Genomic DNA, 23,671 nt, shown 5'->3' with positions numbered 1-23,671 from the left:
GCCCTGACGCCACGCGCCGGGCATTTCCCGGCCCGGGCGTTTCCGGCGGGCCGTTGTCTCCGGCAGGAAAGGCGGCCGCCACATATATCCGCCCCATGGAACACAGCGCGGCTCGGGACTGTCAAACCATCACATCCCGGACACACCTCGCCCACGCCAATTCCCGGTGCCGGATGTTCCGGCACCGGGAGAAAAGGCGTCACTTGCCCTGGCGGATCTTCCGGAACTTCTCGACGAGCTTCTCGTGTTCCTTGTACGTCTTCGTGAACTGCGAGGTCTTGTTGTCGAGGGAGATGAAGTAGAACCAGCCGCCGTCGTCCGGGTTCACCGCGGCCTTCAGCGCGTCGTCGCCGGGGTTTCCGATCGGCCCGGGCGGCAGCCCCTTGTAGAAATAGGTGTTGTAGCGGTTGTTGTAGTTCCGCAGCTCGCTGACGGTGAGATCGATCTCGCTCTGATTCTTGACGTAGTTGTACGTCGAGTCGAATTCGAGCATGCCGTTGGTCTCGGTGTTCCCGGGTTCGAGGCGGTTGTAGACCACCTCGGACATCTTCCGGAAATCGTCGTGCGTGCGGCCCTCCGCCTGGACGAGGCTCGCCACCGAGAGGACCTCGAACGGCGAATCCAGGCCCACGCTCTTCGCCTTGTCCGCTATGCCGATGCTCTCGTAACGCTTCTCCGCACGCGTCACCATCTGCTTCAGCACGTCCTCCGGCGTGGCATCCTCGCCGACGGTGTAGCGGGACGGGTAGAGGAAGCCCTCCAGCGGGTCCTTGACGTGTGAACCGCCGCTCCAGGAAGGAAGTCCGAGGCTTCCGGACTTCTCCTCGGCGACCTTCGCGGTGGTGCCGTCCTTCAGCCCGATCTTGTCGTCGATCATCGAATAGACCTGGGCGTTGCGGGCGCCCTCGGGCACGATCAGGACATTCTGGCTGGCGGGGTCGAGCATCAGCTTCACGGCCTCGGACGCGGCCATCTGTTTCCGCATCGTGTAGGTGCCGCTCTGAATGCGGTCGCCGCCCCCTTCGGTCGCGGCGGCCACGAAGGCGTCGTGGCTCTTCACCACTCCCCCACTTTTCAGGGCGTTCCCCATGTCGGAGATCGTCGAGTTGTCCGGGATCTCGACGGTGACCTCGCCGCTGCCCTTGCCCGCGTAGTCCGGCGGCGCGGCGAATCGCGACTGGTAGAAGTCGTACCCGAAGTACCCGACGGCGCCCACGCCGCCGATGACGACGGCCGTCATGGCGAAGACGGCGCAGCCGCTGCGGCGCTTGGTGCCGCCACCGCGACGGGTCCGGCCACCGCGGCCCTTCCCCTTGCCCTCGGGGACGTCGTCCCCGTCGTCGCCGTCCTCGTCGCCCCCCGCGAAGAAGGCGTGCTCACCGCGGTCCGGGCCCGGGTCCCAGCCGGTCTCGGGGTCGGGCCCCGGGCCGCCCTGCGGATGCTGCCGCTCCGGGTACGGGTACCCCTGCGGGTCCGGCTCGTGGTGCTCCGGGTGCTCCGGCCCGACGGGCGGGATGCCGTACGGGTCGGTGGCGCCCATGCCGTAGGCCGGGTCGTACCCCTGGCCGTCCCCCTGCGCGGGGTCCCAGCCGCCGGCGTACGCGCCCTGGCCCGTGTCGTACTGGCCCTGGTGCTGCCCCCCGAACGACGGTTCCCCGTACGAGGGATCGCCGTAGGACGGGCCACCGTAGGAGTGATCGGCGTAGGACGGGTCGTACCCCTGCTGCGGCTGATGGGGCTGCTGCGCGTAGTGCGGGAACTGCTGCCCGGTGGCCTGCTCCTGGCCGTAGCCGTAGGCGTCGTACTGCGGCGCTTCCGCGTAGTTCTGCTGCTGCGGGGCCTGATGCTGTCCGCCGCCGTACGGGTCCTGCCAGCCGCCCTGATCCCCGTAGAGGGGGTCCTCTGGGTGCCACGGTTGGGAGCCGTACCCCCGGCCATACTCAGTCATCGATCCCCTTGTGCCGGCATGCGGCAGCCGGTTGCCCAAGTGGCGCGAGCGTACGCGCCCTTCACCGGGTCACGCGTACGGCGACTCGTGCTCGGACGGCTGCCGTGTCGCGCGAGACGTTACCGTATCGCGATCAGACAACCACTTCGACGCAATGCCCCGGAGCCTCGCCCGAGGTCCGCTCGGTCTCCAGCGCACTCTGCAGGATCACGACGGCGGCGGCCTGGTCGATACGCGAACGGCCCTTCTTGGAGCTGACTCCCGAGGCCCGCATGCCCTGCGCCGCGGTCACCGTGCTCATCCGTTCGTCGACGAGCCGGACCGGCACAGGTGTGATGTTCCTCGCCAACTCCTCGGCGAACGCGCGCACCTTGGCCGCGGCCGGGCCCTCGCCCCCCTTGAGGGAGCGAGGGAGCCCGACGACGACCTCCAGCGGTTCGTACTCGGCCACCAGCGCGGCCAGCCGCCGCTGCGCCGCCGGGACGTCCCGCCCCGGCACGGTCTCGACCGGGGTGGCCAGGACCCCGTCGGGGTCGCTGCTGGCGACCCCGATCCGGGCGTCCCCGACGTCGACGGCGAGGCGACGGCCGCGGCGCATCAGCGGGCCTCCGCCACGAGACGCTCGACGGCGGCGACGGCCTCCGGCACGGCGTCCGCGTTCTGGCCGCCGCCCTGGGCGACGTCCGGCTTGCCGCCGCCACCGCCGCCCAGCGTCTTCGCGGCCGTCCGCACCAGGTCGCCGGCCTTGAGGCCGAGGTCGCGGGCGGCGTCGTTGGTCGCGATGACCGTCAGCGGGCGGCCGTTGGTCACCGTGAACAGGGCGACGACGGTCGGGCGGCCGGCGGCGCCGTGCAGCGCCTGGAGCCGCTCGCGGACGTCGAGCACCAGGGTGCGCAGGTCGTCGGCGGCGGTGCCGTCCGGGACCTTCGCGGCGACGAGCGCGACGCCGTGCACGTCCTTGGCGCCCTCGGCCAGCCCGGCGGCGGCCTGGAGGACCTTCTCGGCGCGGAAGCGCTCGATCTCCTTCTCCGCGTCCTTGAGCTTGGTGAGCATCCCGGACACCTTCTCCGGCAGCTCCTCGGGACGGCCCTTGACCAGCTCGGTGAGCTGCGAGACGACCGTGTGCTCGCGGGCCAGGAACTGGTAGGCGTCGACGCCGACCAGCGCCTCGACGCGGCGGACGCCGGAGCCGATGGAGGACTCGCCCAGCAGCTTCACCAGGCCGAGCTGCGCGGTGTTGTGCACGTGCGTGCCGCCGCAGAGCTCCTTGGAGAAGTCGCCGATGGTCACCACACGCACGGTGTCGCCGTACTTCTCGCCGAACTCGGCCAGCGCGCCCTGCTTCTTGGCCTCCTCGATGCCCATGTACTCGGCCTGGACGTCGAGTTCACGGGAGAGGACCTCGTTGATCCGCTGCTCCACGTCCAGCAGCACCGTGCCGGGAACAGCGTTGGGCGAGCCGAAGTCGAAGCGGAAGCGGCCCGGGGAGTTCTCCGAACCGGCCTGGGCGGCGGTCGGGCCGAGCGCGTCCCGCAGCGCCTGGTGGGTGAGGTGGGTGGCGCTGTGCGCGCGGGCGATGGACCGGCGCCGCGTGACGTCGATCTCCGCGTACGCCGGGGCGCCCACGGTGACCTCGCCGACCTGGACGACGCCCTTGTGCACCGTCACGCCGGGCACCGGCTGCTGCACGTCCCGCACCTCGACGACGGCGCCGCTGCCGAGCCGCACCCGGCCGGTGTCGGCGAGCTGGCCGCCGCCCTCGGCGTAGAACGGGGTGCGGTCGAGGACGAGTTCGACCTCGTCGCCCTCGCGGGCGGCGGGCGAGGAGACGCCGTCGACGAGCAGGCCGACGACGGAGGTCTCGCCCTCGGTGGACTTGTACCCGGTGAACTCGGTGGCGCCGCTGCGGTCGGCGATCTCGCGGTACGCGGAAAGGTCGGCGTGGCCCTGCTTCTTGGCCCGCGCGTCGGCCTTGGCGCGCTCCCGCTGCTCCTTCATCAGACGGCGGAAGCCGTCCTCGTCCACGGAGAGGCCCTGTTCGGCGGCCATCTCCAGGGTGAGGTCGACGGGGAAGCCCCAGGTGTCGTGGAGCAGGAACGCCTTCTCGCCGGAGAGCACGCTGCCGCCGGCGGCGCGGGTCTCGGTGACGGCGGTGTCGAGGATGTTGGTGCCGGCCTTGAGGGTCTTGAGGAAGGCGGCCTCCTCGGCGAGCGCGACGGTCTCGATGCGCTTGCGCTCGGTCTCCAGCTCCGGGTACTGCGGGCTCATGGCCTTGATGACGGTGTCCGTCAGCTCGGCGACCGTCGGGCCCTCGGAGCCGAGGATCCGCATGTTCCGGATGGCCCGGCGCATGATGCGGCGCAGGACGTAGCCGCGGCCCTCGTTGCCCGGGGTGACGCCGTCGCCGATGAGCATGATGGCGGTGCGGATGTGGTCGGCGACGACGCGGAGGGAGACGTCGGAGGACTCGGCGGTGCCGTAGCGGACGCCGGTGAGGTCCCCGGCCTTGTCGATGATCATGCGCGAGGTGTCGATCTCGTACATGTTCTGCACGCCCTGCAGGATCATCGCGAGGCGTTCCAGGCCGAGGCCGGTGTCGATGTTCTGGCTGGGCAGGTCGCCGAGGATCGGGTAGTCCTTGCCCTGGCCCGGGCCGCGCTCGTACTGCATGAAGACCAGGTTCCAGATCTCCACGTAGCGCTCGTCGTTGACCGCGGGGCCGCCCTCCTCGCCGAACTCGGGGCCGCGGTCGTAGTTGATCTCGGAGCAGGGGCCGCAGGGGCCGGGCACGCCCATGTCCCAGTAGTTCTCGTCCTTGCCGAGGCGCTGGATGCGCGCGGCCGGGACGCCGACGACGTCGCGCCAGATGCGCTCGGCCTCGTCGTCGTCCTCGTAGACGGTGATCCACAGGCGCTCGGGGTCGAGGCCGTAACCGCCGCCGTCGACGGGGGTGGTGAGCAGCTCCCAGGCGAACTTCGCGGCGCCTTCCTTGAAGTAGTCGCCGAAGGAGAAGTTGCCGCACATCTGGAAGAAGGTGCCGTGCCGGGTGGTCTTGCCGACCTCCTCGATGTCCGGCGTACGGACGCACTTCTGCACGCTGGTCGCCCGCTGGTACGGCGGCTTGACCTCGCCCAGGAAGTAGGGCTTGAAGGGGACCATGCCCGCGGGGACCAGCAGCAGCGTCGGGTCGTCCGCGATCAGCGACGCCGACGGCACGACGGTGTGCCCCCGCTCCTCGAAGAAGCGCAGCCAGCGGCGGCGGATTTCAGCCGACTCCATCAGTGGTCCTCTTTCCGGTCGTATGAGTAGGTCGTCCCCAGTTCGGGCCGCTGGGCCCGCGGGGGCAGGAGGTCTTGGTGCGGAGGGTCCACGGGCGCGGTGAGGCCCAGGACGTCCCTAAGCTCGGTCTCGCGCTGGGACATTCCCGCGCGGACGTCGAGCGCGAACTCCCGCAGCCGGTGGCCGCCTTCGACGGCCTTGTCGGCGGCGCGGACCGCGAGCGCGTCGGGCGCGAGGCTGCGGAGCTTGCGGTGGACCTTGTTCGTGGCCCACACACCGGCTGCGGCGCCGGTGGTGAACCAGAAGGCACGGCGGAACATGTGCGTGGATCAGCCCTTTCCGCGCTTGCGGCCGGCGCGCCGGGCACGGGGCAGCGTGCCGGACACGACCACCTTGCGGGGCGCGGGAGTGTCGGTCTTCTGCCGCCCGAGGGCCCGCCGTACGCCGTAGCCGAAGGCCGCGACCTTGACGAGCGGGCCGCCGAAGGTGGTGGAGACGGTGGACGAGAGCGCCGAGGCGTTGGAGGTGACCTCCTGGACGTCGGACGCGATGGCGTCGACGCGCTCCAGCTGGCTCTGCGCGGAGCGCACGGTCGCGGACGCCTCTCCCAGCAGGGGGACGGCCTGTTCCGTCACGCCCGTCACGAGCTTGGTCGCCGCCTTGAGCGTCTGTGCGAGCCTCACCAGCACCACGGCGAGGAACGACACCAGGATCGCCCAGAAGACGGCCACCAGGAGACCGGCCACTTCTCCACCGGACACGCTGCACCGCTTCCCTCGGTCGTCTTGGGGGTCGGCCGCCGCCGTGTGGCAGCTGCTCGGTCGCGAGGCGGTGCCCGGTGCGGCGGCAGGTACCGACCTTATCGCGCCGCGGCCCCGCGTCCGTACCCCATTCCGGGCCGCGCACGCGGAGGCGGCCGCGCGGCGCGCACACCCGGGGAACGGCCCCGCGCCACGGGCCGGTTGGCGGCGTCACGGGGTGCGTGCCGCCGCATCACGGCGTTTGTACGGTGCGCTCACCTCCGCGTACGCTCCGTGTTTTATGCGACCCTTCCAGCGCCCCGAGCACTCCCCGGAGCCCTCGCCCGCGCGGCCGCGCACGCGGGGCAACCTCCCCGGCGCGCTCAGCGGGTTCGTGGGCCGCGAGACGGAAGTCGCCGCGCTGTCCGAGCAGTTGACGCGGGCCCGGCTGACGACGGTGACGGGCGCCGGCGGCACGGGCAAGACACGGCTCGCGCTGCGCGCCGCCGAACGCGTGCAGGATCGCTTCTCCGACGGCGTCTGGTACGTCGGCCTGGCCGCGCTGCGGGACGGCGGGACGCCGGCCCACACCGTGATCGAGGCGCTCGGCCTCCAGGACAGCGCGGGCGGCCCGCCCCGGTCGGTGCTGCGGGAGCACTTCGCCGGCCGGGAGGCGCTGCTGTTCCTCGACGACGCCGAGCACCTGGCCGAGGAGTGCGCCGAACTCGCGGCCGGGCTGCTGCGGCACGCGCCGGGCCTGCGGATGCTCGTCGCGAGCCGGCGGCCGCTGCACATCGCGGGTGAACGCCTGTTCCCGCTGGGGCCGTTGGGGCGCGAGGAAGCCGTGGAGCTGTTCACCGAGCGGGCCCGCGGCATCCTCCCCGGCTTCGCGGCGCGCGGCCGGACGCTCACCGCCGTCACCGACCTGTGCGCCCGCCTCGACGGCATCCCGCTCGCGCTGGAGCTCGCGGCCGAGCAGCTGCGCGCGCTCTCCGTCGAGCAGATCGGGCAGCGCCTCGACGACCGCTTCGGGCTGCTCGCCGGCGGCGACCGCAGCGCACTCCCCCGGCACCGGACGCTGCGCACCGCGATCGGCTGGAGCCACGAACTGTGCACCGCCCAGGAGCGGTTGCTGTGGGCCCGGCTGTCCGTCTTCGCGGGCGACTTCGACCTGGAGGCGGCCGAGTACCTCTGCGCGGGCGGCGACCTGCCCGTCGACCGGGTGCTGCCCGCGCTCGCCTCCCTGGTCGCCCAGTCCGTGGTGGTCCGGACCGGGCCCGACGTGGCGGACGCCGGGGACCCGTCGGACCGCCCGGAGGCCGCGGCCCCCACCCGGCAGGCCCGCTACCACCTGCTGGAGACGCTCCGGGAGTACGGGGCGCTGTGGCTGGAGGAGCTCGGCGAGGCCGAGTGGCTGCGCCGCCGGCACCGCGACTGGTATCTCGGCCTGGCCACCTGGTGCGAACTGGACTGGTTCAGCCCGCGGCAGGACGAGATCGCCGCCCACGTCGACCAGGAACTGCCCAATCTGCGGCTGGCGCTGGAGTACTGCCTGGAGTACCCGGAGGAGGCGCACACCGGCCAGTACCTGGCCGCGACGCTCTGGTTCTACTGGCTCGGCTGCGGCCGGCTGGCCGAGGGGCAGGCGTGGCTGGACCGGGCCCTGGCCTGGTCCGGCGACCAGCCGGAGGCACGCGCGAAGGCGCTGTGGGTCTCGGGGCTGGCGTCGCTGCTGCGGGGCGATCTGGTCGCCGCGCTGGGCGTGCTGCACGAGTGCCTGGAGCTGGCCGAGGCCAACGACGACGAGACCGCGGCCGTGTACGCGCGGCAGATGCTGGGCCTGCTGGCCCTGGCCCGCGGCGAGGCGTCCCGCGCGAAGGCCCTGCTGAGCGAGGTGCTGGACCGCTTCCGCGCGCTCGGCGAACTCAACACCCTGGTGATCCTCGCGCTCGTGCAGCTGGCCGTGGCGCACCTGGCCGACGACGAGCCGGAGACCGCGCTGACCCTCGCCGACGAGGCCCGGGACATCGCGGCCGACAGCGACGAGCAGTGGGCCCGCAGCTACGCGCTGTACGCGCTGGCGCAGGCGCACGCCCGGCTCGGATCCCCGGAGCGGGCGCACGAGTTGACGTTGGAGTGCCTCGCCGCGAAGCGCGCCTTTCACGACGTCTTCGGCACCGCGCTGGCGCTCCAGCACCTGGCGGCGCTGACCGTGCCGGACGAGCCCGAGCGCGCGGGTGAGCTGCTCGGCGCCGCGGGCGAGGGCCTGCGGACGCTGGGCGCGCTCCGTCCGGGGCCGCGCTCGCTGGAGGAGGCCGGCATCGCCTGCCGGGACCGGGTGCGCGAGGCGCTGGGCGAGGAGGCCGCGCGCGCGGCCTTCCGCCGCGGCCGGGAGCTGGGCCCCCGGGGCGTCACGGAACGCGAACTGCTCCGGCATCCGGCCGCCACCAGGCGGCAGGAGAACAGAGCGGGCACGCCCCGCCCGTGGAGCACGGCGGGCGTGCTGCGCGCCGACGACGCACGACGGCCCGCCGTGCCGCCCCCGCCGGCCTGAGCGGAACTCAGGGCCGAGGGGGAGACAGGCGGGCCGGAACGCCGTGCGGCGTGGAGCGGTCGAGGCTCAGCGAGCGTAGTACTCGACGACGAGCTGCTCGTCGCAGACGACCGGGATCTCCTTGCGGTTCGGGTCACGGTCGAGGCGGAACGCCAGCGCCTGGAGGTTGACCTCCAGGTAGCGCGGGGTCTCGCCCTCGGTGTCGTAGCCACCCTCGCGGGCCACCTGGAAGGGGTGCTTGGAGCGGCTGCGCTCGCGGACCATGACGACGTCGCCCGGGGTCACGCGGAAGGACGGCTTGTCGACCTTGGTGTTGTTCACCGAGATGTGGCCGTGGACGACCATCTGGCGGGCCTGGTAGATCGTGCGGGCCAGGCCGGACCGCAGGACGAGGGCGTCCAGGCGGCGCTCGAGCTCGATGACCAGGGCGTCACCGGTCTTGGCGTCGACCTTGCGGGCGCGCTCGTAGGCACGCAGCATCTGGCGCTCGCTGATGTCGTACTGCGCACGCAGGCGCTGCTTCTCCAGCAGACGGACCTTGTAGTCACTGTTCTGCTTGCGGCCCCGGCCGTGCTCACCCGGCGGGTAGGGACGCTGCTCGAAGTACTTGACGGCCTTCGGGGTCAGCGCAATGCCGAGTGCACGCGACTTCTTGACCTTGGGACGCGACTGGTTCACGTTGAACGGACCTCCGTGTAGGTTAGGTAAGGCTTACCTTAGTCGTTGGAGGAGAACGCATGTTTCGACCTGGGATCCCCCTGCCCGGTACCGAAACCGGACGGAGTCAGCCGCGTCCCGTGGAAGACGCACGACAGCCGTCGGCTGCCGAGCGTGTACGAACCCTCGTGGAGTCCAGCGTATCTGCCGCGCTGACCGTTCCGGGAACCGGTGCCCCCGAAGCGGGACCACTGGGTAACGGAGAACCAGCAGCGCGTGCCGTCACGCCGGACGGGGACATCGTATTGCTTCTCCCCGCCGCGGCTCCAACCGCCCAGGTCGCGGCTTATGCGCAGGATGACGACGTGACCGCCGTGATGGAACTCACGGACGTGGCACCGGTCTCCGCACCGCACCGGATCCGCGGCCGCGCCTGGGTCGCCGGCTGGCTCACCGCGGTACGCGACGAGGAGCGCGCCGTCTGCGCCCAGCTGATCGCCGAGCAGTACCCCGGGGGCGCCGCGGAGGAGTCCGACATCGCCTGGATGCTGGTGCGGCTGGAGGTCGGCGAGGCGTACGTCGACGACCTCTGGGGCGAGGAGCACGTCGAGCCCGAGCAGTTCGCCGCCGCCGCGGCCGACCCGCTGATGCCGCACGAGGCCGAGCTGCTCCAGCACCTGGCCGCCGCGCACGAGGAGCAGGTGCAGAGCCTCGGCTCGCTGCTGGGCACCCGGGAGCCGGTGTGCCCGGCGGGCACCCGCGCCCTGCCGCTGGCCCTGGACCGGTACGGGATGCGGGTCCGGTTCGTCGAACGGGGCTCGCGGGACCGCTGCTTCGACGCGCGCTTCGAGTTCCCCGAGCCGGTCGCCGACATCGCGCAGCTGCGCCGCGCCATGCACCGCCTCTTCGAGGCCGCCGCCGAGGAGACCCTGGAGCGCGGCGGACGGGCCGGCTCCGCGTACGGGGCGCTGCGGGACGGCGGCGAGGACGGGGAGCGCTGACGGCGGGGAGCACCGAGGAAAGCCACCGGAGCCGGGCAGCCGAGGGGGACGCGCCGGCACCGGGCCCCGGAGGGGGCGGCAGACGGGGCCGGGAAGGCGGTGGGCAGCGGCCTTCCCGGCCCTCTCCCCTTTTCTCAGCCGTGCCCCGTCGCTGCGTTGCTCTCCGGGCTCAGTCGCCGGAGCCGTTCTCGCCGTTCAGCCGGGAGCGGACACGGTCCGCGACGTCCGCGTACCGCGCCTCCGCGCCGTACCGCGTCGGCTCGTAGTACCGCTTGCCGTGGATCGCGTCCGGCGCGTACTGCTGGGCCGCGATGCCGCCCGGGAGGTCGTGCGGGTACTGGTAGCCCTGGCCGTGGCCGAGCTTGGCCGAGCCCTGGTAGTGGCTGTCGCGCAGATGCGGCGGCACCGGGCCCGCGAGACCCGCGCGGACGTCGGCGAGGGCCGCGTCGATGGCCTTGTACGCCGCGTTCGACTTGGGCGCGAGAGCGAGGGCGACGGTGGCCTGGCCGAGCGTGATCCGGGCCTCGGGGAAGCCGATCATCGCGACCGCCTGCGCCGCCGCGACGGCCGTCTGGAGCGCCGTCGGGTCCGCCAGGCCGATGTCCTCGCTCGCGGAGATCATCAGGCGTCTGGCGATGAACCGCGGGTCCTCCCCCGCCTCGATCATCCGTGCCAGGTAGTGCAGCGCCGCGTCGACGTCCGAACCGCGGATGGACTTGATCAGCGCGCTCGCCACGTCGTAGTGCTGGTCGCCGTCCCGGTCGTACTTCACCGCGGCGCGGTCCACGGCCTCCTCCAGCGAGGCCAGGCTGATCGCCGGCTCGCCCTTGGCCAGCGCGGCGCCCGCGCCCGCCTCCAGCGCCGTCAGCGCGCGGCGCGCGTCCCCGCCCGCGATCCGCAGCAGGTGCGCCTCCGCGTCCTCGGGGAGGGTGACGGCGCCGCCGAGGCCGCGCTCGTCCTCGACCGCGCGGTGCAGCAGGCCGCGCAGGTCGTCGTCGGTGAGCGGCTCCAGGGTGAGCAGCAGGGAGCGGGAGAGCAGCGGGGAGATCACCGAGAAGTACGGGTTCTCCGTGGTGGCCGCGATGAGGGTGACCCAGCGGTTCTCCACGGCGGGCAGCAACGAGTCCTGCTGGGCCTTGCTGAAGCGGTGGATCTCGTCGAGGAAGAGGACGGTGTCCTTGCCGTACGCGCCGGAGGAGCGGCGGGCCCCGTCGATGACGGAGCGGACCTCCTTGACCCCCGCGGTGATCGCCGACAGCTCCACGAAGCGCTTGTCCGTGGCCTGGCTGACGACGTACGCGAGGGTCGTCTTGCCGATGCCGGGCGGGCCCCACAGCATCACCGACGAGGGCCCCGCCGGGCCGCTGCCGCCCTCGCCGACGAGGCGGCGCAGGGGGGAGCCGGGGCGCAGCAGATGCTGCTGCCCCACGACGTCGTCGAGGTTGCGCGGGCGCATCCGCACGGCCAGCGGGCTGGCCGAGGGGTCCTTCGCCTGACGCTCCTCTGCTGCTGCGGTGAAAAGATCGGGCTCCACGCCGGAAACCCTAAGTCACCCCACTGACAGCCGGGTCCGCGCGGGTCGCCCCGCGCGGGCGGTCAGCTGGTCCAGAACGTCCACCAGCGGGTGAGGATCAGCATGCCGATGATGCCGATGTGCGCGACCGGCACCACCCAGGGGAACTCCTCGAAGAAGCCCCGGACCGCTCCCGGCGCCGGGAGCAGCCCCTCGCGAACGTTGAACGCCGTCACGTACCAGAACATGACGATGGTGGCCGCCCAGGCGAGGCAGCACCACAGGCACAGCGAGCCGATGTTGTACAGCGACTGGTACATGAGCCAGGTGCAGAAGCCGACGCCGAAGAGCGTGCCCGCGTGGAAGGCCAGCCAGTACCAGCGGGGGAAGCGCGCGCCGGAGAGCAGGCTCACGCCGACGCAGATGACGATGCCGTACGCGACGAGGCCGATCATCGGGTTCGGCGCACCGAAGGCCGCGGCCTGGTCGCTCTCCATGATGTTGTTGCAGGAGACGATCGGGTTGAGGCTGCATCCGGCCTTGAAGTCCGGGTCCTCGGCGAGCTTGAACTTGTCGAGCGTGATCACCCAGGCCGCGAGCAGCCCGGCGGCGCCGGTGATCACCAGCATCCAGGCGAAGGCCCGGCTCGCGCCGAAGGCACCGCCGGAGTCCGCGTGACTGCCCGCTCCTGAGCGAACGTGATTCCGTGGTGCCGTCGTCGTCATAGCGAAGTGCCGTCCTCGTGGGTGCCCGATGCCGTCTGCCTGAGCGTGCCGTGCCTGCGTGTGCCCGCGCGGGTACGGGCGGTTTCCGTCCCGTACCCGCGCGAAAGGTGCCGCTCATTGTGCACCAAGTGGCTGTCCGTCAGGCCAGTTTCGCCCGGACTTCGGCCACCACACGATCGAGTGGCAGGGCGGTCTGCTCGCCCGTGGTCAGGTCCTTGAGCTGGGCGACTCCCTCGGCGAGGTCGCGTTCGCCGACGAGGAGCGCGAAGCGGGCGCCCGAACGATTGGCGGACTTCATGGCGTTCTTCATGCCCTTGCCGCCGTACGCGAAGTCGGCCGCGACGCCCTCCCGGCGCAGCTGCGTCACCGCGCCGAACAGCGCGCGGCGTGCCTCCTCACCGATCGGCACCGCGAACACCTCGGTGGCGGAGGGCAGTTCGAGCTCGACGCCCTCGGCCTCCAGCGCCAGCGCGGTGCGGTCCACGCCCAGCGCCCAGCCCACCGAGGGCAGTGCGGGGCCGCCGATCATCTCGGAGAGGCCGTCGTAGCGCCCGCCGCCGCCGACGGCCGACTGCGAGCCGAGGCCGTCGTGCACGAACTCGAAGGTGGTGCGGGTGTAGTAGTCGAGGCCGCGCACCAGCTTGGGGTCGTCCTCGTACCCGACGCCCGCCGCCGTCAGCAGCTCGCGGACCTGCTCGTGGTACTCCTTGCAGGCCTCGCACAGGTGGTCGCGCATCATCGGCGCCCCGGTGAGCTGCCGCTGGACGGCCTCGCGCTTGTCGTCGAGGACGCGCAGCGGGTTGACGTCGATCCGGCGGCGGGTCTCCTCGTCGAGGTCGAGGCCGCGCAGGAACTCCTGGAGCGCGGCGCGGTAGACCGGCCTGCACTCCTTGTCGCCCAGGGAGTTGAGCAGGATGCGGAAGTTCCGCAGGCCCAGCGAGCGGTAGGCGTCGTGGGCCAGGATGATCAGCTCGGCGTCGAGGGAGGGGTCCTCCGCGCCGATCGCCTCGGCGCCGACCTGCGAGAAGTGCCGGTAACGGCCCTTCTGCGGGCGCTCGTAGCGGTAGTACGAGCCCGAGTACCAGAGCTTGACCGGGAGGTTGCCGCCCTTGTGCAGGCTGGACTCCAGCGCGGCACGGAGCACGGAGGCCGTTCCCTCGGGGCGCAGGGCGAGTTCGTCGCCGCCCTTCGTGGTGAGGGTGTACATCTCCTTCGTCACGATGTCCGTGGACTCGCCGACGCCGCGCGCGAAGAGCTCGACGCTCTCGAAGCCGGGCGTCTCGATGTACCCGTACCCGGCACGGCGCAGCGGCGCGGAGAGGGCCTCGCGGACCGCGAGGAAGTTCGCGGAGACGGGCGGGATCAGGTCGTAGGTGCCCTTGGGGGCCTTGAAGGTGCTCAACGGTCTCTCGTCACATTCCTCGTCGCGGAGCGATGTCGATCCCACCGCTCCCGGGGCCGCCGGCCGCCACGTCCCGCAGGAACGGGTTGGCGGCGCGCTCGCGGCCGATGGTGGTCTGGGGGCCGTGGCCGGACAGCACCACGGTCTCGTCCTCCTGCGGCAGGCACACGCGGGCCAGCGAGCGGAGGATCTCGGCGTGGTCGCCGCCGGGCAGGTCGGTACGTCCGATGGAGCCGGCGAACAGCAGGTCGCCCGAGAAGAAGACCGGCGGTACGTCGGCCTGTTCGGGCATCCGGAAGGTCACCGACCCCTTGGTATGGCCCGGGGCGTGCGCGACGGTCAGCTCCAGACCGGCCAGGTTCAGGGTGGCGCCGTCGGTCAGCTCGGCGACGTCGTCCGGCTCGCCGACGGTCAGCTCGCCCATCAGCTGGGAGCCGATGGTGCGGCCGAGCGCCTTCTCCGGGTCGCTCATCATGTAGCGGTCCTCGGGGTGGATCCAGGCGGGGACGTCGTGCGCCCCGCAGACCGGCACCACGGAGGCGACATGGTCGATGTGGCCATGCGTGAGCATGACGGCGACCGGCTTCAGCCGGTGCTTGGCGAGGGCTTCCTCGACCCCTTCGGCGGCCTGGTGGCCCGGGTCGATGATGATGCACTCCTCACCGGCGGCGGGGGCGACCAGATAGCAATTGGTCCCCCAGGCCCCGGCGGGGAACCCGGCAACGAGCACGATCGTCCTTCAGTCGTCCGGCAGTGAATTCACGGCTGTCGGTCACCCGGCTGTCGTTCCCCGCGAGCGGTGCACGTGGTGACGCTCACGTGGCGGAACGACGGCGCCGATGATCGATGAGAACCCTCAGCCTACCGGCGGCCGACACGGCGCCGCGAACCCGTGTCCGTACCCCGGCGGCGCCCGCTCCCGCGGCGTCCGCCGGTGCCGTCCCTCCCGACCAGAGGGGCGCCCGCCGCCCGCCACCGTCCAGCGCCGAAGGAGACGACCGTGGTCAGCAAGGAGCAGCGCAGGAAACAGCTCGCCCGCCAGAAGCAGCTGCGCCAGGAGCAGCGCCGGGCCGAGGCCCGGCGGAAGCGGCGTATCCGGCTGGCGGCGGGCGGCGCGGTCCTGGCCGTCGCCCTGGTCGCTGCGGTGGCGTACGCGGTGACGGGCGGGGAGGGCGGGTCCGCCGGGGACGGAGCGGCGGACGCGAAGGGGGGCGCGTCGTCCGCGTCCGGCGAGGGCGGGGGCGGGGGCGGGAAGAGCGGCGAGGACCCCTGCGGGAAGCCGGCGGATGGGAAGCCCGGGGACGAACAGTGGGAGACGCAGCCCGCGATGAAGATCGACGCGTCCGCCTCGTACACCATGTCGCTGGGCACCAACTGCGGTGACATCACGGTCGCCATGGACGCGGAGAAGGCGCCGCGCACGGTGAACTCCTTCAACTTCCTCGCGGGCGAGGGTTTTTTCGACCACACGCGCTGTCACCGCCTGGTCGACGAGGGTATTCACGTGCTGCAGTGCGGCGACCCGACGGGCACCGGCCAGGGCGGCCCCGGGTACACCGTCCCCGACGAGAACCTCAAGGACGCCGAGGTGCGGGACGGGGTGTACCCGGCGGGCACCGTGGCCATGGCCAACCAGTACGACGCGGCCTCGGGCCGGGGCCGGGACTCGGGCGGCAGCCAGTTCTTCCTGGTCTTCGAGGACAGCCAACTGCCGCCGGACTACACGCCGTTCGGGAAGATCACCGGCGGTATGGACGTCCTGGAGAAGATCGCCGCCGCGGGTTCGGCACCGGACCCGCAGACGCAGAACTCCGCGCCGAACGCGCACGTCGTCATCGACCGCGCGACGGTACGGAAGACCTGACCGGAACCGGAAGAACGCGACCGGAGCCCCGCGCTCCGCGGCCGCGGCACCGTCCGCGCCCGGCGGTTGCAGACAGCCTCGGCCGGATGCGGACAGCGCGGGGGCCGGTCGCCTATGTTGGCCTTGACGAGAAATGTGGACGATGCCGGGGGCGGAAGCCCTGATCGGCATCATGTGGAGGAGGCGCTGTGAGCAGCGACCCGTGGGGCCGCGTCGACGAGACGGGGACCGTGTACGTGCGGACGGCCGAGGGCGAGAAGGTCGTCGGATCCTGGCAGGCTGGCTCTCCCGAGGAGGCCCTCGCCTACTTCACGCGCAAGTACGACGGCCTGGTCGTGGAGATCGGCCTCCTCGAGCGCAGGGTGAGGACCACCGACCTGTCCGCGAAGGACGCGCAGGCCGCGATCGCGCATCTGCGGGAGCAGGTGGACGCCCACCACGCGGTCGGCGACCTGGACGCGCTGCGCGTGAGGCTCGACGCCCTGGCGAAGACGGTCGAGGAGCGCCGCGAGGAGCGCAAGGCCAAGAAGGCACAGGCCAACGAGGAGGCCAAGGCCGCCAAGGAGGCGCTGGTCGCCGAGGCCGAAGAGCTCGCGCAGAGCGAACAGTGGCGGGCGGCCGGTGACAAACTGCGGGCGCTGGTGGACCGTTGGAAGGGCCTCCCCCGGCTGGACCGCAAGACGGACGACGAGCTCTGGCACCGCTTCTCGCACGCCAGGTCCGCCTTCTCCAAGCGTCGCAAGCAGCACTTCGCGCACCTGGACGCCCAGCGCGAGGAGGCGCGCAAGCGCAAGGAGAAGCTGGTCCAGGAGGCGCAGGCGCTGTCCAGCTCGCGGGACTGGGGCCCCACGGCCGCCAAGTACCGGGACCTGATGCAGGAGTGGAAGGCCGCCGGGCGCGCGCAGCGGGAGCACGAGGACGACCTGTGGCAGCGCTTCCGCGGCGCCCAGGACGTCTTCTTCCAGGCCAGGTCCGAGGTGTTCGCCGAGCGGGACGCGGAGCAGCGGGAGAACCTGACGCTGAAGGAGGAGCTGGCCGTCGAGGCGGAGAAGCTGCTCCCGGTCACGGATCTCAAGTCGGCCCGCAGCGCGTTCCGTTCGCTCAACGAGCGCTGGGACGCGATCGGTCACGTGCCGCGTGAGGCGAAGCCGAAGATCGAGGGCCGTATGCACGCGGTGGAGCGGGCGATCCAGGAGGCCGAGGAGGCCGAGTGGCGCCGCACCAACCCGGAGGCGCGGGCCCGCGCCGAGGGTCTCACCGGCCAGTTGCAGGAGGCCGCCGACAAGCTGCGCCGCCAGATCGAGCAGGCCCGCGCCGCGGGCAACACGGCGAAGGCGGAGAAGCTGGAGAAGGAACTGGAGGGCCGCCAGCAGCTCCTGGACCAGGCCATGAAGGGCCTGGAGGAGTTCGGCGGCTGAACCGCCCCCGGGCACACACGAGGCCCCGCCGGTCCTGGGACCGGCGGGGCCTCTTCCGTTTCCGGTGCGGTCGGCCCGTCGAACTCCGGGGCGGCGGTGGGGCGTTCACCGCGGACCCGCCCCCCGTTCAGCCCTGCCCGTGCTGCCCGTGCTGTCCCTTGGACGAGGTGACGCGGTAGACGTCGTAGACGCCCTCGACGCCGCGTACTGCCTTCAGGACGTGGCCGAGGTGCTTCGGGTCGCCCATCTCGAAGGTGAAGCGGGAGGTCGCCACCCGGTCCCGGGAGGTCTGGACGGCCGCCGAGAGGATGTTGACGTGCTGGTCGGACAGCACGCGGGTGACGTCGGACAGCAGCCGGGAGCGGTCCAGCGCCTCGACCTGGATGGCGACGAGGAAGACCGAGGACTGCGTCGGCGCCCACTCGACCTCCAGCATCCGCTCCGGCTCCTTGGAGAGGGAGTCGACGTTGACGCAGTCGGCACGGTGCACGGAGACGCCGCTGCCGCGGGTGACGAAGCCGATGATCGGGTCTCCCGGCACCGGTGTGCAGCAGCGGGCCAGCTTGACCCACACGTCGTCGACGCCCTTGACGACCACTCCGGGATCGGCGGGCGAGCGGCGCTTGGAGCGCACCGGCATGGGCGAGGCGGTCTCGGCCAGGTCCTCGTTGGCCGCGTCCTCGCCGCCGAGGGACTGGACGAGCTTCTGCACGACGTTCTGCGCGGAGACGTGGCCCTCGCCGATGGCGGCGTACAGCGCGGAGATGTCCGGGTAGCGCATCTCGTGCGCGAGGGTGACGAGGGAGTCGCCGGTGAGGATGCGCTGGATCGGCAGGTTCTGCTTGCGCATCGCGCGGGCGATCTCGTCCTTGCCCTGCTCGATGGCCTCGTCCCGGCGCTCGCGCGTGAACCAGGCGCGGATCTTGTTGCGCGCGCGGGGGGACTTGACGAAGCCGAGCCAGTCCCGCGAGGGGCCGGCGCCGGGTGCCTTGGAGGTGAAGACCTCGACGGTGTCGCCGTTGTCGAGGGTCGATTCGAGCGGCACCAGACGGCCGTTGACGCGGGCGCCGATGGTGCGGTGCCCGACCTCGGTGTGCACGGCGTACGCGAAGTCGACGGGGGTGGCTCCGGCCGGGAGCGCTATGACGTCGCCCTTCGGCGTGAAGACGAAGACCTCGTTGCGCGAGAGGTCGAAGCGGAGCGACTCCAGGAACTCGCCCGGGTCCTCCGTCTCCTTCTGCCAGTCGAGCAACTGCCGCAGCCAGGACATGTCGTTGACGGTGTCGTCTTTCCCGCCACCCTTGGGCACATCCGTGCGGACCTTCGAAGTCCCGGCCACGGCCTGCTGCTTGTACTTCCAGTGCGCGGCGATGCCGTATTCGGCGCGGCGGTGCATGTCGAAGGTGCGGATCTGGAGCTCGACGGGCTTGCCGCCGGGGCCGATCACCGTCGTGTGCAGCGACTGGTACATGTTGAACTTGGGCATCGCGATGTAGTCCTTGAACCGCCCCGGAACCGGGTTCCAGCGGGCGTGGACGGTGCCCAGTGCCGCGTAGCAGTCGCGGACGGTGTCCACCAGGACGCGGATGCCGACCAGGTCGTAGATCTCCGCGAAGTCCCGGCCGCGGACGATCATCTTCTGGTAGACGCTGTAGTAGTGCTTCGGCCGCCCGGTGACGGTGGCCTTGATCCGGGCGGCGCGCAGGTCGGCCTGCACCTCGTCGGTGACGACGGCCAGGTACTCGTCCCGCTTGGGCGCGCGCTCGGCGACGAGGCGGACGATCTCGTCGTACATCTTGGGGTAGAGGATCGCGAAGGCGAGGTCCTCCAGCTCCCACTTGATGGTGTTCATGCCCAGGCGGTGCGCGAGCGGGGCGAAGATCTCCAGGGTCTCCCTGGCCTTCTGCTCCTGCTTCTCCCGCTTGAGGTAGCGCATCGTGCGCATGTTGTGCAGCCGGTCGGCGAGCTTGATGACCAGCACCCGCGGGTCCTTGGCCATCGCGACGACCATCTTGCGGACGGTCTCGGCCTGCGCGGCCTCGCCGAACTTCACCTTGTCCAGCTTGGTGACGCCGTCGACGAGCAGGGCGACCTGGTCGCCGAAGTCCCGGCGCAGGGTGTCGAGTCCGTACTCGGTGTCCTCGACGGTGTCGTGCAGCAGGCCCGCCATCAGCGTCGCCGGGTCCATGCCGAGCTCGGCGAGGATCGTCGTCACGGCGAGCGGGTGCGTGATGTACGGGTCGCCGCTCTTGCGCTTCTGGCCGCGGTGCCAGCGTTCGGCGACCTGGTAGGCGCGCTCGATCTGGCGGAGCGTCGCCGACTCCATCTTGGGGTCGTTGCTCCGCACTATCCGCAGCAGCGGCTCCAGCACGGGGTTGAACGGGCTGGAGCGCTGCACGCCGAGGCGCGCGAGCCGGGCCCGTACGCGGTTGGACGAGCCGGAGCGCCCGGAGACGCCGGAGACCGCGCGGGCCGGGGCGACGCGCTCGCGGGAGCCGTCCTCGGCCCGGGCCGGTTCGGTGCCGGCGGGCGTGCTGCCGTTCGTGGGGCCGGGGCCCCGGACCGCGGGCGGCGCCGCCTCGGCCGCCGGGTTGGCGGCGCCCTGCGCGGGCCGGCCCGCTGCGGGGTCGCCGTCGTTCGTGCCGCCCTGCGCGGACGTCTTGCCCCCGCCCGTGGCGGCTGCGCCACGGGCCTCGGCTTCCCGCTGTGCGGCGGTGAGCGGCTGAGCCTCGTCTGGCAAGAGCACTCCTCGTTGGACCTCAGTCCGGCTCGGGGGCCGGACTGCCATGGTATCGGCGCCCTGCCCGCCGCTGCCCTGCGACGGCGGCGGCGAACACCTGCCCGGCGCGCTCCCCGGCGGTGCGGAGGGGCGTCGGGGCGGGGCGCCGGGCGGCGGGAATCCCCGCACAGCACGACGGCGGCACAGTACGGCCGTCGGCTCCGCAAGGTACAGGGCCCTCGCGGATGCCGCCGTGCTGTGCCGCCGTGGCTCGGGTCAGACGGTGACCAGGCAGTCGAGCGGGGCGCCCGCCAGCGCGGGGGCCATCCGCCCGCGCCCGTCGAGGAAGCCGAGCTCCATCAGTATGGCGACGCCCGCGACCTGGGCTCCCGCCCGCCGGATGAGCTGGAGCGACGCCTCGGCCGTACCGCCGGTGGCGAGCACGTCGTCGATGACGAGCACCCGGTCCCCCTCGGCGAGGTCCTCGGCGTGCACCTCGATCTCGGCGCTGCCGTACTCCAGCTCGTAGGACTGGGCGAGGGTCGCGCCGGGCAGCTTGCCCGCCTTGCGTACGGGTACGAAGCCGACGCCGGCCCGTACCGCCGCGGGGGCCGCGAGGATGAAGCCGCGGGCCTCCAGGCCCACGATCTTCGTGGCGCCGCGCTCCCGCGCGATCTCCGCCAGGGCGTCCGTGAGCACCGCGAACGCCTCGGCGTCCGCCAGCAGCGGGGTGATGTCCTTGAACATCACGCCCGGCTTCGGGTAGTCCGCGACGTCCCGGATGCGGTCCGTCAGCAGCTGCCGGACGGAATCGGGGACGCCCGCGGACTCCCGGGTGTCACTGATGCTGCTCACGTCGTTCACCTGCGCTTTCCTGAGGGGCGGCCGCGGCCCTTGCCCCGCGGGGAGGGCTGGCTGCGCTGGCCCGGGGCCCCGGGGGCGCCGGCCGCCGCCGGGGTCGTGCCCGCGGGCGCTTCCCCCACGGTGAGCGAGGCGCCGGAGGGCAGCGGGCCGTCGGACGGGGAGGCGTCCCCGTCGTCGCCGTCCCCGTCGTCGCCCTGGTGGTCGCGCTCCTCGGCCTTGGCGCGCTTGGCGTGCACGCGCCGGGCGAGGGACTTCATCCGCGGCTCGCGCTCCTTGAAGTCCGCGACCAGCGGGGTCGCGATGAAGATCGAGGAGTACGCGCCGGCGGCGAGGCCGACGAACAGCGAGAGGGCGATGTCGTTCAGCATGCCGCCGCCGAGCAGGCCGCCGCCGATGAACAGCAGGCCGGCGACCGGGAGCAGCGCCACGACCGTGGTGTTGATGGACCGCACCAGGGTCGCGTTGATGCTCCGGTTCGCGATCTCGCTGTAGGTGAAGCGGGTCTGCTTGGTGACGTTCGTCGTGCTCTCGCGCAGGCCGTCGAAGACGACGACCGTGTCGTACAGCGAGTAGCCGAGGATCGTCAGCAGACCGATGACCGTGCCCGGGGTGACCTCGAAGCCGACCAGGGCGTACACCCCGACGGTGATGGTGAGGTCGTGGATGAGCGCGATCAGCGCGGCCAGAGCCATCCGCCACTCGAAGGCGATGGCCAGGTAGATCACCACGAGGACCATGAAGATCGCGAGGCCGAGCCAGGCCTTGTTCGCGATCTGCTCGCCCCAACTGGGGCCGACGAGCTGGGTGTCGACCTGGTTCGGGTCGACCTTCAGCTCCTCGGCGAGCTGCTCCTTGACCTGGGTCGACTTCTCGGTGTCGACGCCGGAGATCTGGATGCGCATGCCGCCGCTGCCCAGCTTCTGGACGATGGCGGTGTGCCCGGAGGCCTCCTCCGCCACCTCGCTGGTGTGCTGGACGCTGGCGCTGGTCTTCGGCGTCGTCAGGACGGCGCCGCCCTCGAACTCGATGCCCATCACGAGGCCGCGGACCGCGAGGCCCACGAACGCCGTGATCGTGATCAGGATCGAGACGGCGTACCAGAACTTCCGCTTGCCGATGAAGTCGTAGCCGATGTCACCGCGGTACAGCCGGGCGCCGAGATCGCCAAGTCGCGACATCTCAGGCCTCCTTCGGGTCGGTGCTGACGACGGAGGGACGACGGCCCCTGCGCAGCGGGGGCTTGGCGCCGAGCCGCCGCGGGTCGAGCCCCGACCAGGGGTGACCGCTCGCGAAGAAGCGGGTCCGGGAGAACAGCGTCATCAGCGGCTTGGTGAAGAAGAACACCACGACGACGTCGAGCAGCGTGGTGAGCCCGAGCGTGAACGCGAAGCCCTGCACCTTGCCGACGGTGACGACGAACAGCACCGCGGCGGAGAGGAACGACACGAAGTCCGAGACCAGGATGGTGCGTCGGGCCCGGGGCCAGCCGCGCTCGACGGCGGGCCGGAGCGTTCTGCCCTCGCGGATCTCGTCCCTGACCCGTTCGAAGTAGACGATGAACGAGTCGGCGGTGATACCGATCGCGACGATCGCACCGCAGACGGCCGGCAGGTTGAGCGCGAAGCCGATGGCCGGTCCGAGCAAGGTCATGATCGTGTACGTCAGGACGCCGGAGACCAGCAGGCTGAGCAGCGCGATGACCGACAGGCCGCGGTAGTACACGATCAGGTAGATCACGACGAGCGCGAGACCGATGGCGCCGGCGATGAGACCGGCCGAGAGCTGGTCGCTGCCGAGCGCGGCGGTGACGGTCGTGACGTCCGATTCCTCGAAGGTCAGCGGGAGCGCGCCGAAGGACAGGATGTTGGCCAGGTCCTCGGCCGACTGCTGGGTGAAGCTGCCGGAGATCATCGCGTTGCCGCCGCCGATCGGGCCGTTGACGGAGGGCGCGGAGGCGACCTCACCGTCCAGCGTGATCGCGAACTGGTTCTGCGGGGGCTGGTTCTTGGACAGGTCGCCGGTGACGGAGGCGAACTGCTTGCTGCCCTTGTCGTCGAAGGACATGTTGACGATCCAGCCCTGACCGCTCTGCTGGTCGAGGGATGCCTGGGCGTCCTTGACGTTCTTGCCCTTGACGGCGATCGGGCCGAGCGCGTACTTGACCTTCTCCTTCTGGTCACACGCGACGACCGGCTCGTCGGGCTGGGCGGCAGCGGCGGCCGAACTGGCGTCGGCGCGTGCCTTCTTGGTGGTGCAGTCGAGCTTCTCCAGCTCACCCGCGAGCTTCTTGGGCACGCCGGGCGGCTGGGGCATCTGCTGCTGGGGCGGGGCGGTGGGGGCTTCGCTCTGCGCGCCCTCGTCGCCGTCCGTCGCCTGGGGCGAAGGGGTCTTGTCCGCCGTGGTCTTGAGGCCGTCGGTGACGGCGCGGCCCTGCGGCGGGGTGTCCTTCTCGGGCTGCTTCTCGCCGCCGGTCTCGCCCGCCGAGGACTCCGGCTCGGGCTGCTGCGGCTGCTGCTTGGTGGTCTGCGCCATCGACAGCACGGGGCGGAAGCCGAGTTCGGCCGTCGTACCGACCTGTTCCCGTGCCTGCTTCTCGTTGGTGCCCCGGGGGATGTTGGCGATGATGTGCCGGTCGCCCTGGGTCTGGACCTCGGCCTCGGAGACACCCAGACCGTTGACGCGCCGCTCGATGATGCCGACGGCGGTCTGCATGTTCGTCGGGTTGATCGCGTCAGGGCGGCCCGGCTGGTTCTTGGCCTCCAGCGTGATGCTGGTACCGCCCGCGAGGTCGATGCCCAGTCGCGGAGTGGTCTGGCCGGAGGCGAACATGCCCACTGTCAGCCCCACCATGGCCAGCAGGATCAGCGTCAGCGAACGCCATGGCTTCCCCTGCCCGGCCGGGGTCCTGCGGCCTTTCTTCGGTGCTGCCACCTATCTGTCTCTCCCTGTCCAACCGCCGGTGCCGGCCGTCGAGTTGAGCCGGGACA

The 23,671-nt window shown here is 71.8% G+C and carries 18 protein-coding genes; 4 read left to right on the top strand and 14 right to left on the bottom strand.

Going from position 1 to position 23,671, the window contains the following annotated elements:
• Nucleotides 1-199 precede the first annotated feature (199 nt).
• The 5 genes from mltG to HCC30_RS03535 form a co-directional block, all read right to left on the bottom strand.
• Nucleotides 200-1,948, bottom strand: coding sequence for an endolytic transglycosylase MltG (gene mltG, locus HCC30_RS03555; protein ID WP_169440449.1), 1,749 nt, complete (start codon nt 1,946-1,948; stop codon nt 200-202).
• Between the two features lie 133 nt (nt 1,949-2,081).
• The gene (gene ruvX, locus HCC30_RS03550) at nt 2,082-2,546 is read right to left on the bottom strand and encodes a Holliday junction resolvase RuvX (protein ID WP_169440448.1); all 465 of its coding nucleotides are present in this window, start codon (nt 2,544-2,546) and stop codon (nt 2,082-2,084) included.
• Nucleotides 2,546-5,227, bottom strand: coding sequence for an alanine--tRNA ligase (gene alaS, locus HCC30_RS03545; protein WP_169440447.1), 2,682 nt, complete (start codon nt 5,225-5,227; stop codon nt 2,546-2,548). Before alaS ends, ruvX begins: the two co-directional genes overlap by 1 nt.
• Nucleotides 5,227-5,547, bottom strand: coding sequence for a DUF6167 family protein (locus HCC30_RS03540; protein WP_240979259.1), 321 nt, complete (start codon nt 5,545-5,547; stop codon nt 5,227-5,229). Before HCC30_RS03540 ends, alaS begins: the two co-directional genes overlap by 1 nt.
• Nucleotides 5,548-5,556: 9 nt before the next feature.
• A complete protein-coding gene (locus HCC30_RS03535; RefSeq protein ID WP_169440446.1) occupies nt 5,557-5,988 on the bottom strand; it encodes a DUF948 domain-containing protein in 432 nt (143 codons plus the stop codon).
• A gap of 280 nt (nt 5,989-6,268) precedes the next feature.
• Between HCC30_RS03535 and HCC30_RS03530 the strand changes: the two genes are divergently transcribed.
• On the top strand, nt 6,269-8,521 hold the full coding sequence (locus HCC30_RS03530) for an AAA family ATPase (protein WP_169440445.1): 2,253 nt from the start codon (nt 6,269-6,271) through the stop codon (nt 8,519-8,521).
• 66 nt (nt 8,522-8,587) lie between these two features.
• Here the strand turns inward: HCC30_RS03530 and rpsD are convergent, their stop codons facing one another.
• Nucleotides 8,588-9,199, bottom strand: a complete 612-nt coding sequence (gene rpsD / locus HCC30_RS03525) for a 30S ribosomal protein S4 (RefSeq protein WP_169440444.1) — start codon at nt 9,197-9,199, stop codon at nt 8,588-8,590.
• A 344-nt stretch (nt 9,200-9,543) separates the two neighbouring features.
• On the opposite strand from rpsD, the gene HCC30_RS03520 reads away from it, so the two are divergent.
• Nucleotides 9,544-10,179: a DUF2470 domain-containing protein gene (locus HCC30_RS03520; protein WP_346776470.1), complete on the top strand. Its 636-nt coding sequence runs from the start codon at nt 9,544-9,546 to the stop codon at nt 10,177-10,179.
• A 169-nt stretch (nt 10,180-10,348) separates the two neighbouring features.
• Here the strand turns inward: HCC30_RS03520 and HCC30_RS03515 are convergent, their stop codons facing one another.
• The 4 genes from HCC30_RS03515 to HCC30_RS03500 form a co-directional block, all read right to left on the bottom strand.
• A complete protein-coding gene (locus tag HCC30_RS03515; protein WP_169440443.1) occupies nt 10,349-11,713 on the bottom strand; it encodes a replication-associated recombination protein A in 1,365 nt (454 codons plus the stop codon).
• A 62-nt stretch (nt 11,714-11,775) separates the two neighbouring features.
• Nucleotides 11,776-12,417 (bottom strand): vitamin K epoxide reductase family protein, encoded by a 642-nt coding sequence (locus HCC30_RS03510; RefSeq protein ID WP_169440442.1) that lies wholly within the window; start codon nt 12,415-12,417, stop codon nt 11,776-11,778.
• Nucleotides 12,418-12,556: 139 nt separating this feature from the next.
• Nucleotides 12,557-13,819, bottom strand: coding sequence for a histidine--tRNA ligase (gene hisS / locus HCC30_RS03505; protein WP_169440441.1), 1,263 nt, complete (start codon nt 13,817-13,819; stop codon nt 12,557-12,559).
• 10 nt (nt 13,820-13,829) lie between these two features.
• The gene (locus HCC30_RS03500; RefSeq protein WP_169440440.1) at nt 13,830-14,549 is read right to left on the bottom strand and encodes an MBL fold metallo-hydrolase; all 720 of its coding nucleotides are present in this window, start codon (nt 14,547-14,549) and stop codon (nt 13,830-13,832) included.
• A 270-nt stretch (nt 14,550-14,819) separates the two neighbouring features.
• On the opposite strand from HCC30_RS03500, the gene HCC30_RS03495 reads away from it, so the two are divergent.
• Together HCC30_RS03495 and HCC30_RS03490 are read left to right on the top strand one after the other, a co-directional pair.
• Nucleotides 14,820-15,683 carry a peptidylprolyl isomerase gene (locus HCC30_RS03495; protein ID WP_169440439.1) on the top strand — a complete coding sequence of 288 codons (864 nt, stop codon included), beginning with the start codon at nt 14,820-14,822 and terminating at the stop codon, nt 15,681-15,683.
• Nucleotides 15,684-15,871: 188 nt separating this feature from the next.
• Nucleotides 15,872-17,101: a DUF349 domain-containing protein gene (locus HCC30_RS03490; RefSeq protein WP_169440438.1), complete on the top strand. Its 1,230-nt coding sequence runs from the start codon at nt 15,872-15,874 to the stop codon at nt 17,099-17,101.
• 127 nt (nt 17,102-17,228) lie between these two features.
• Here HCC30_RS03490 and HCC30_RS03485 read toward each other — a convergent pair whose 3' ends face one another.
• The 4 genes from HCC30_RS03485 to secD form a co-directional block, all read right to left on the bottom strand.
• Complete coding sequence (locus HCC30_RS03485) at nt 17,229-19,841, bottom strand: bifunctional (p)ppGpp synthetase/guanosine-3',5'-bis(diphosphate) 3'-pyrophosphohydrolase (RefSeq protein ID WP_169440437.1); 2,613 nt, start codon at nt 19,839-19,841, stop codon at nt 17,229-17,231.
• 255 nt (nt 19,842-20,096) lie between these two features.
• Nucleotides 20,097-20,675 carry an adenine phosphoribosyltransferase gene (locus tag HCC30_RS03480; RefSeq protein ID WP_346776469.1) on the bottom strand — a complete coding sequence of 193 codons (579 nt, stop codon included), beginning with the start codon at nt 20,673-20,675 and terminating at the stop codon, nt 20,097-20,099.
• A gap of 5 nt (nt 20,676-20,680) precedes the next feature.
• Nucleotides 20,681-21,862: a protein translocase subunit SecF gene (gene secF, locus HCC30_RS03475; RefSeq protein WP_169440436.1), complete on the bottom strand. Its 1,182-nt coding sequence runs from the start codon at nt 21,860-21,862 to the stop codon at nt 20,681-20,683.
• Nucleotide 21,863: 1 nt separating this feature from the next.
• Nucleotides 21,864-23,615, bottom strand: a complete 1,752-nt coding sequence (gene secD / locus HCC30_RS03470; protein ID WP_169440435.1) for a protein translocase subunit SecD — start codon at nt 23,613-23,615, stop codon at nt 21,864-21,866.
• Between the last annotated feature and the right edge of the window lie 56 nt (nt 23,616-23,671).

This window comes from Streptomyces sp. HNM0574 (assembly GCF_012726235.1).
Lineage (GTDB): Bacteria > Actinomycetota > Actinomycetes > Streptomycetales > Streptomycetaceae > Streptomyces.
Note: the sequence above shows the minus strand (reverse complement) of the source record. Positions and strands in the feature narration are given on the sequence as shown.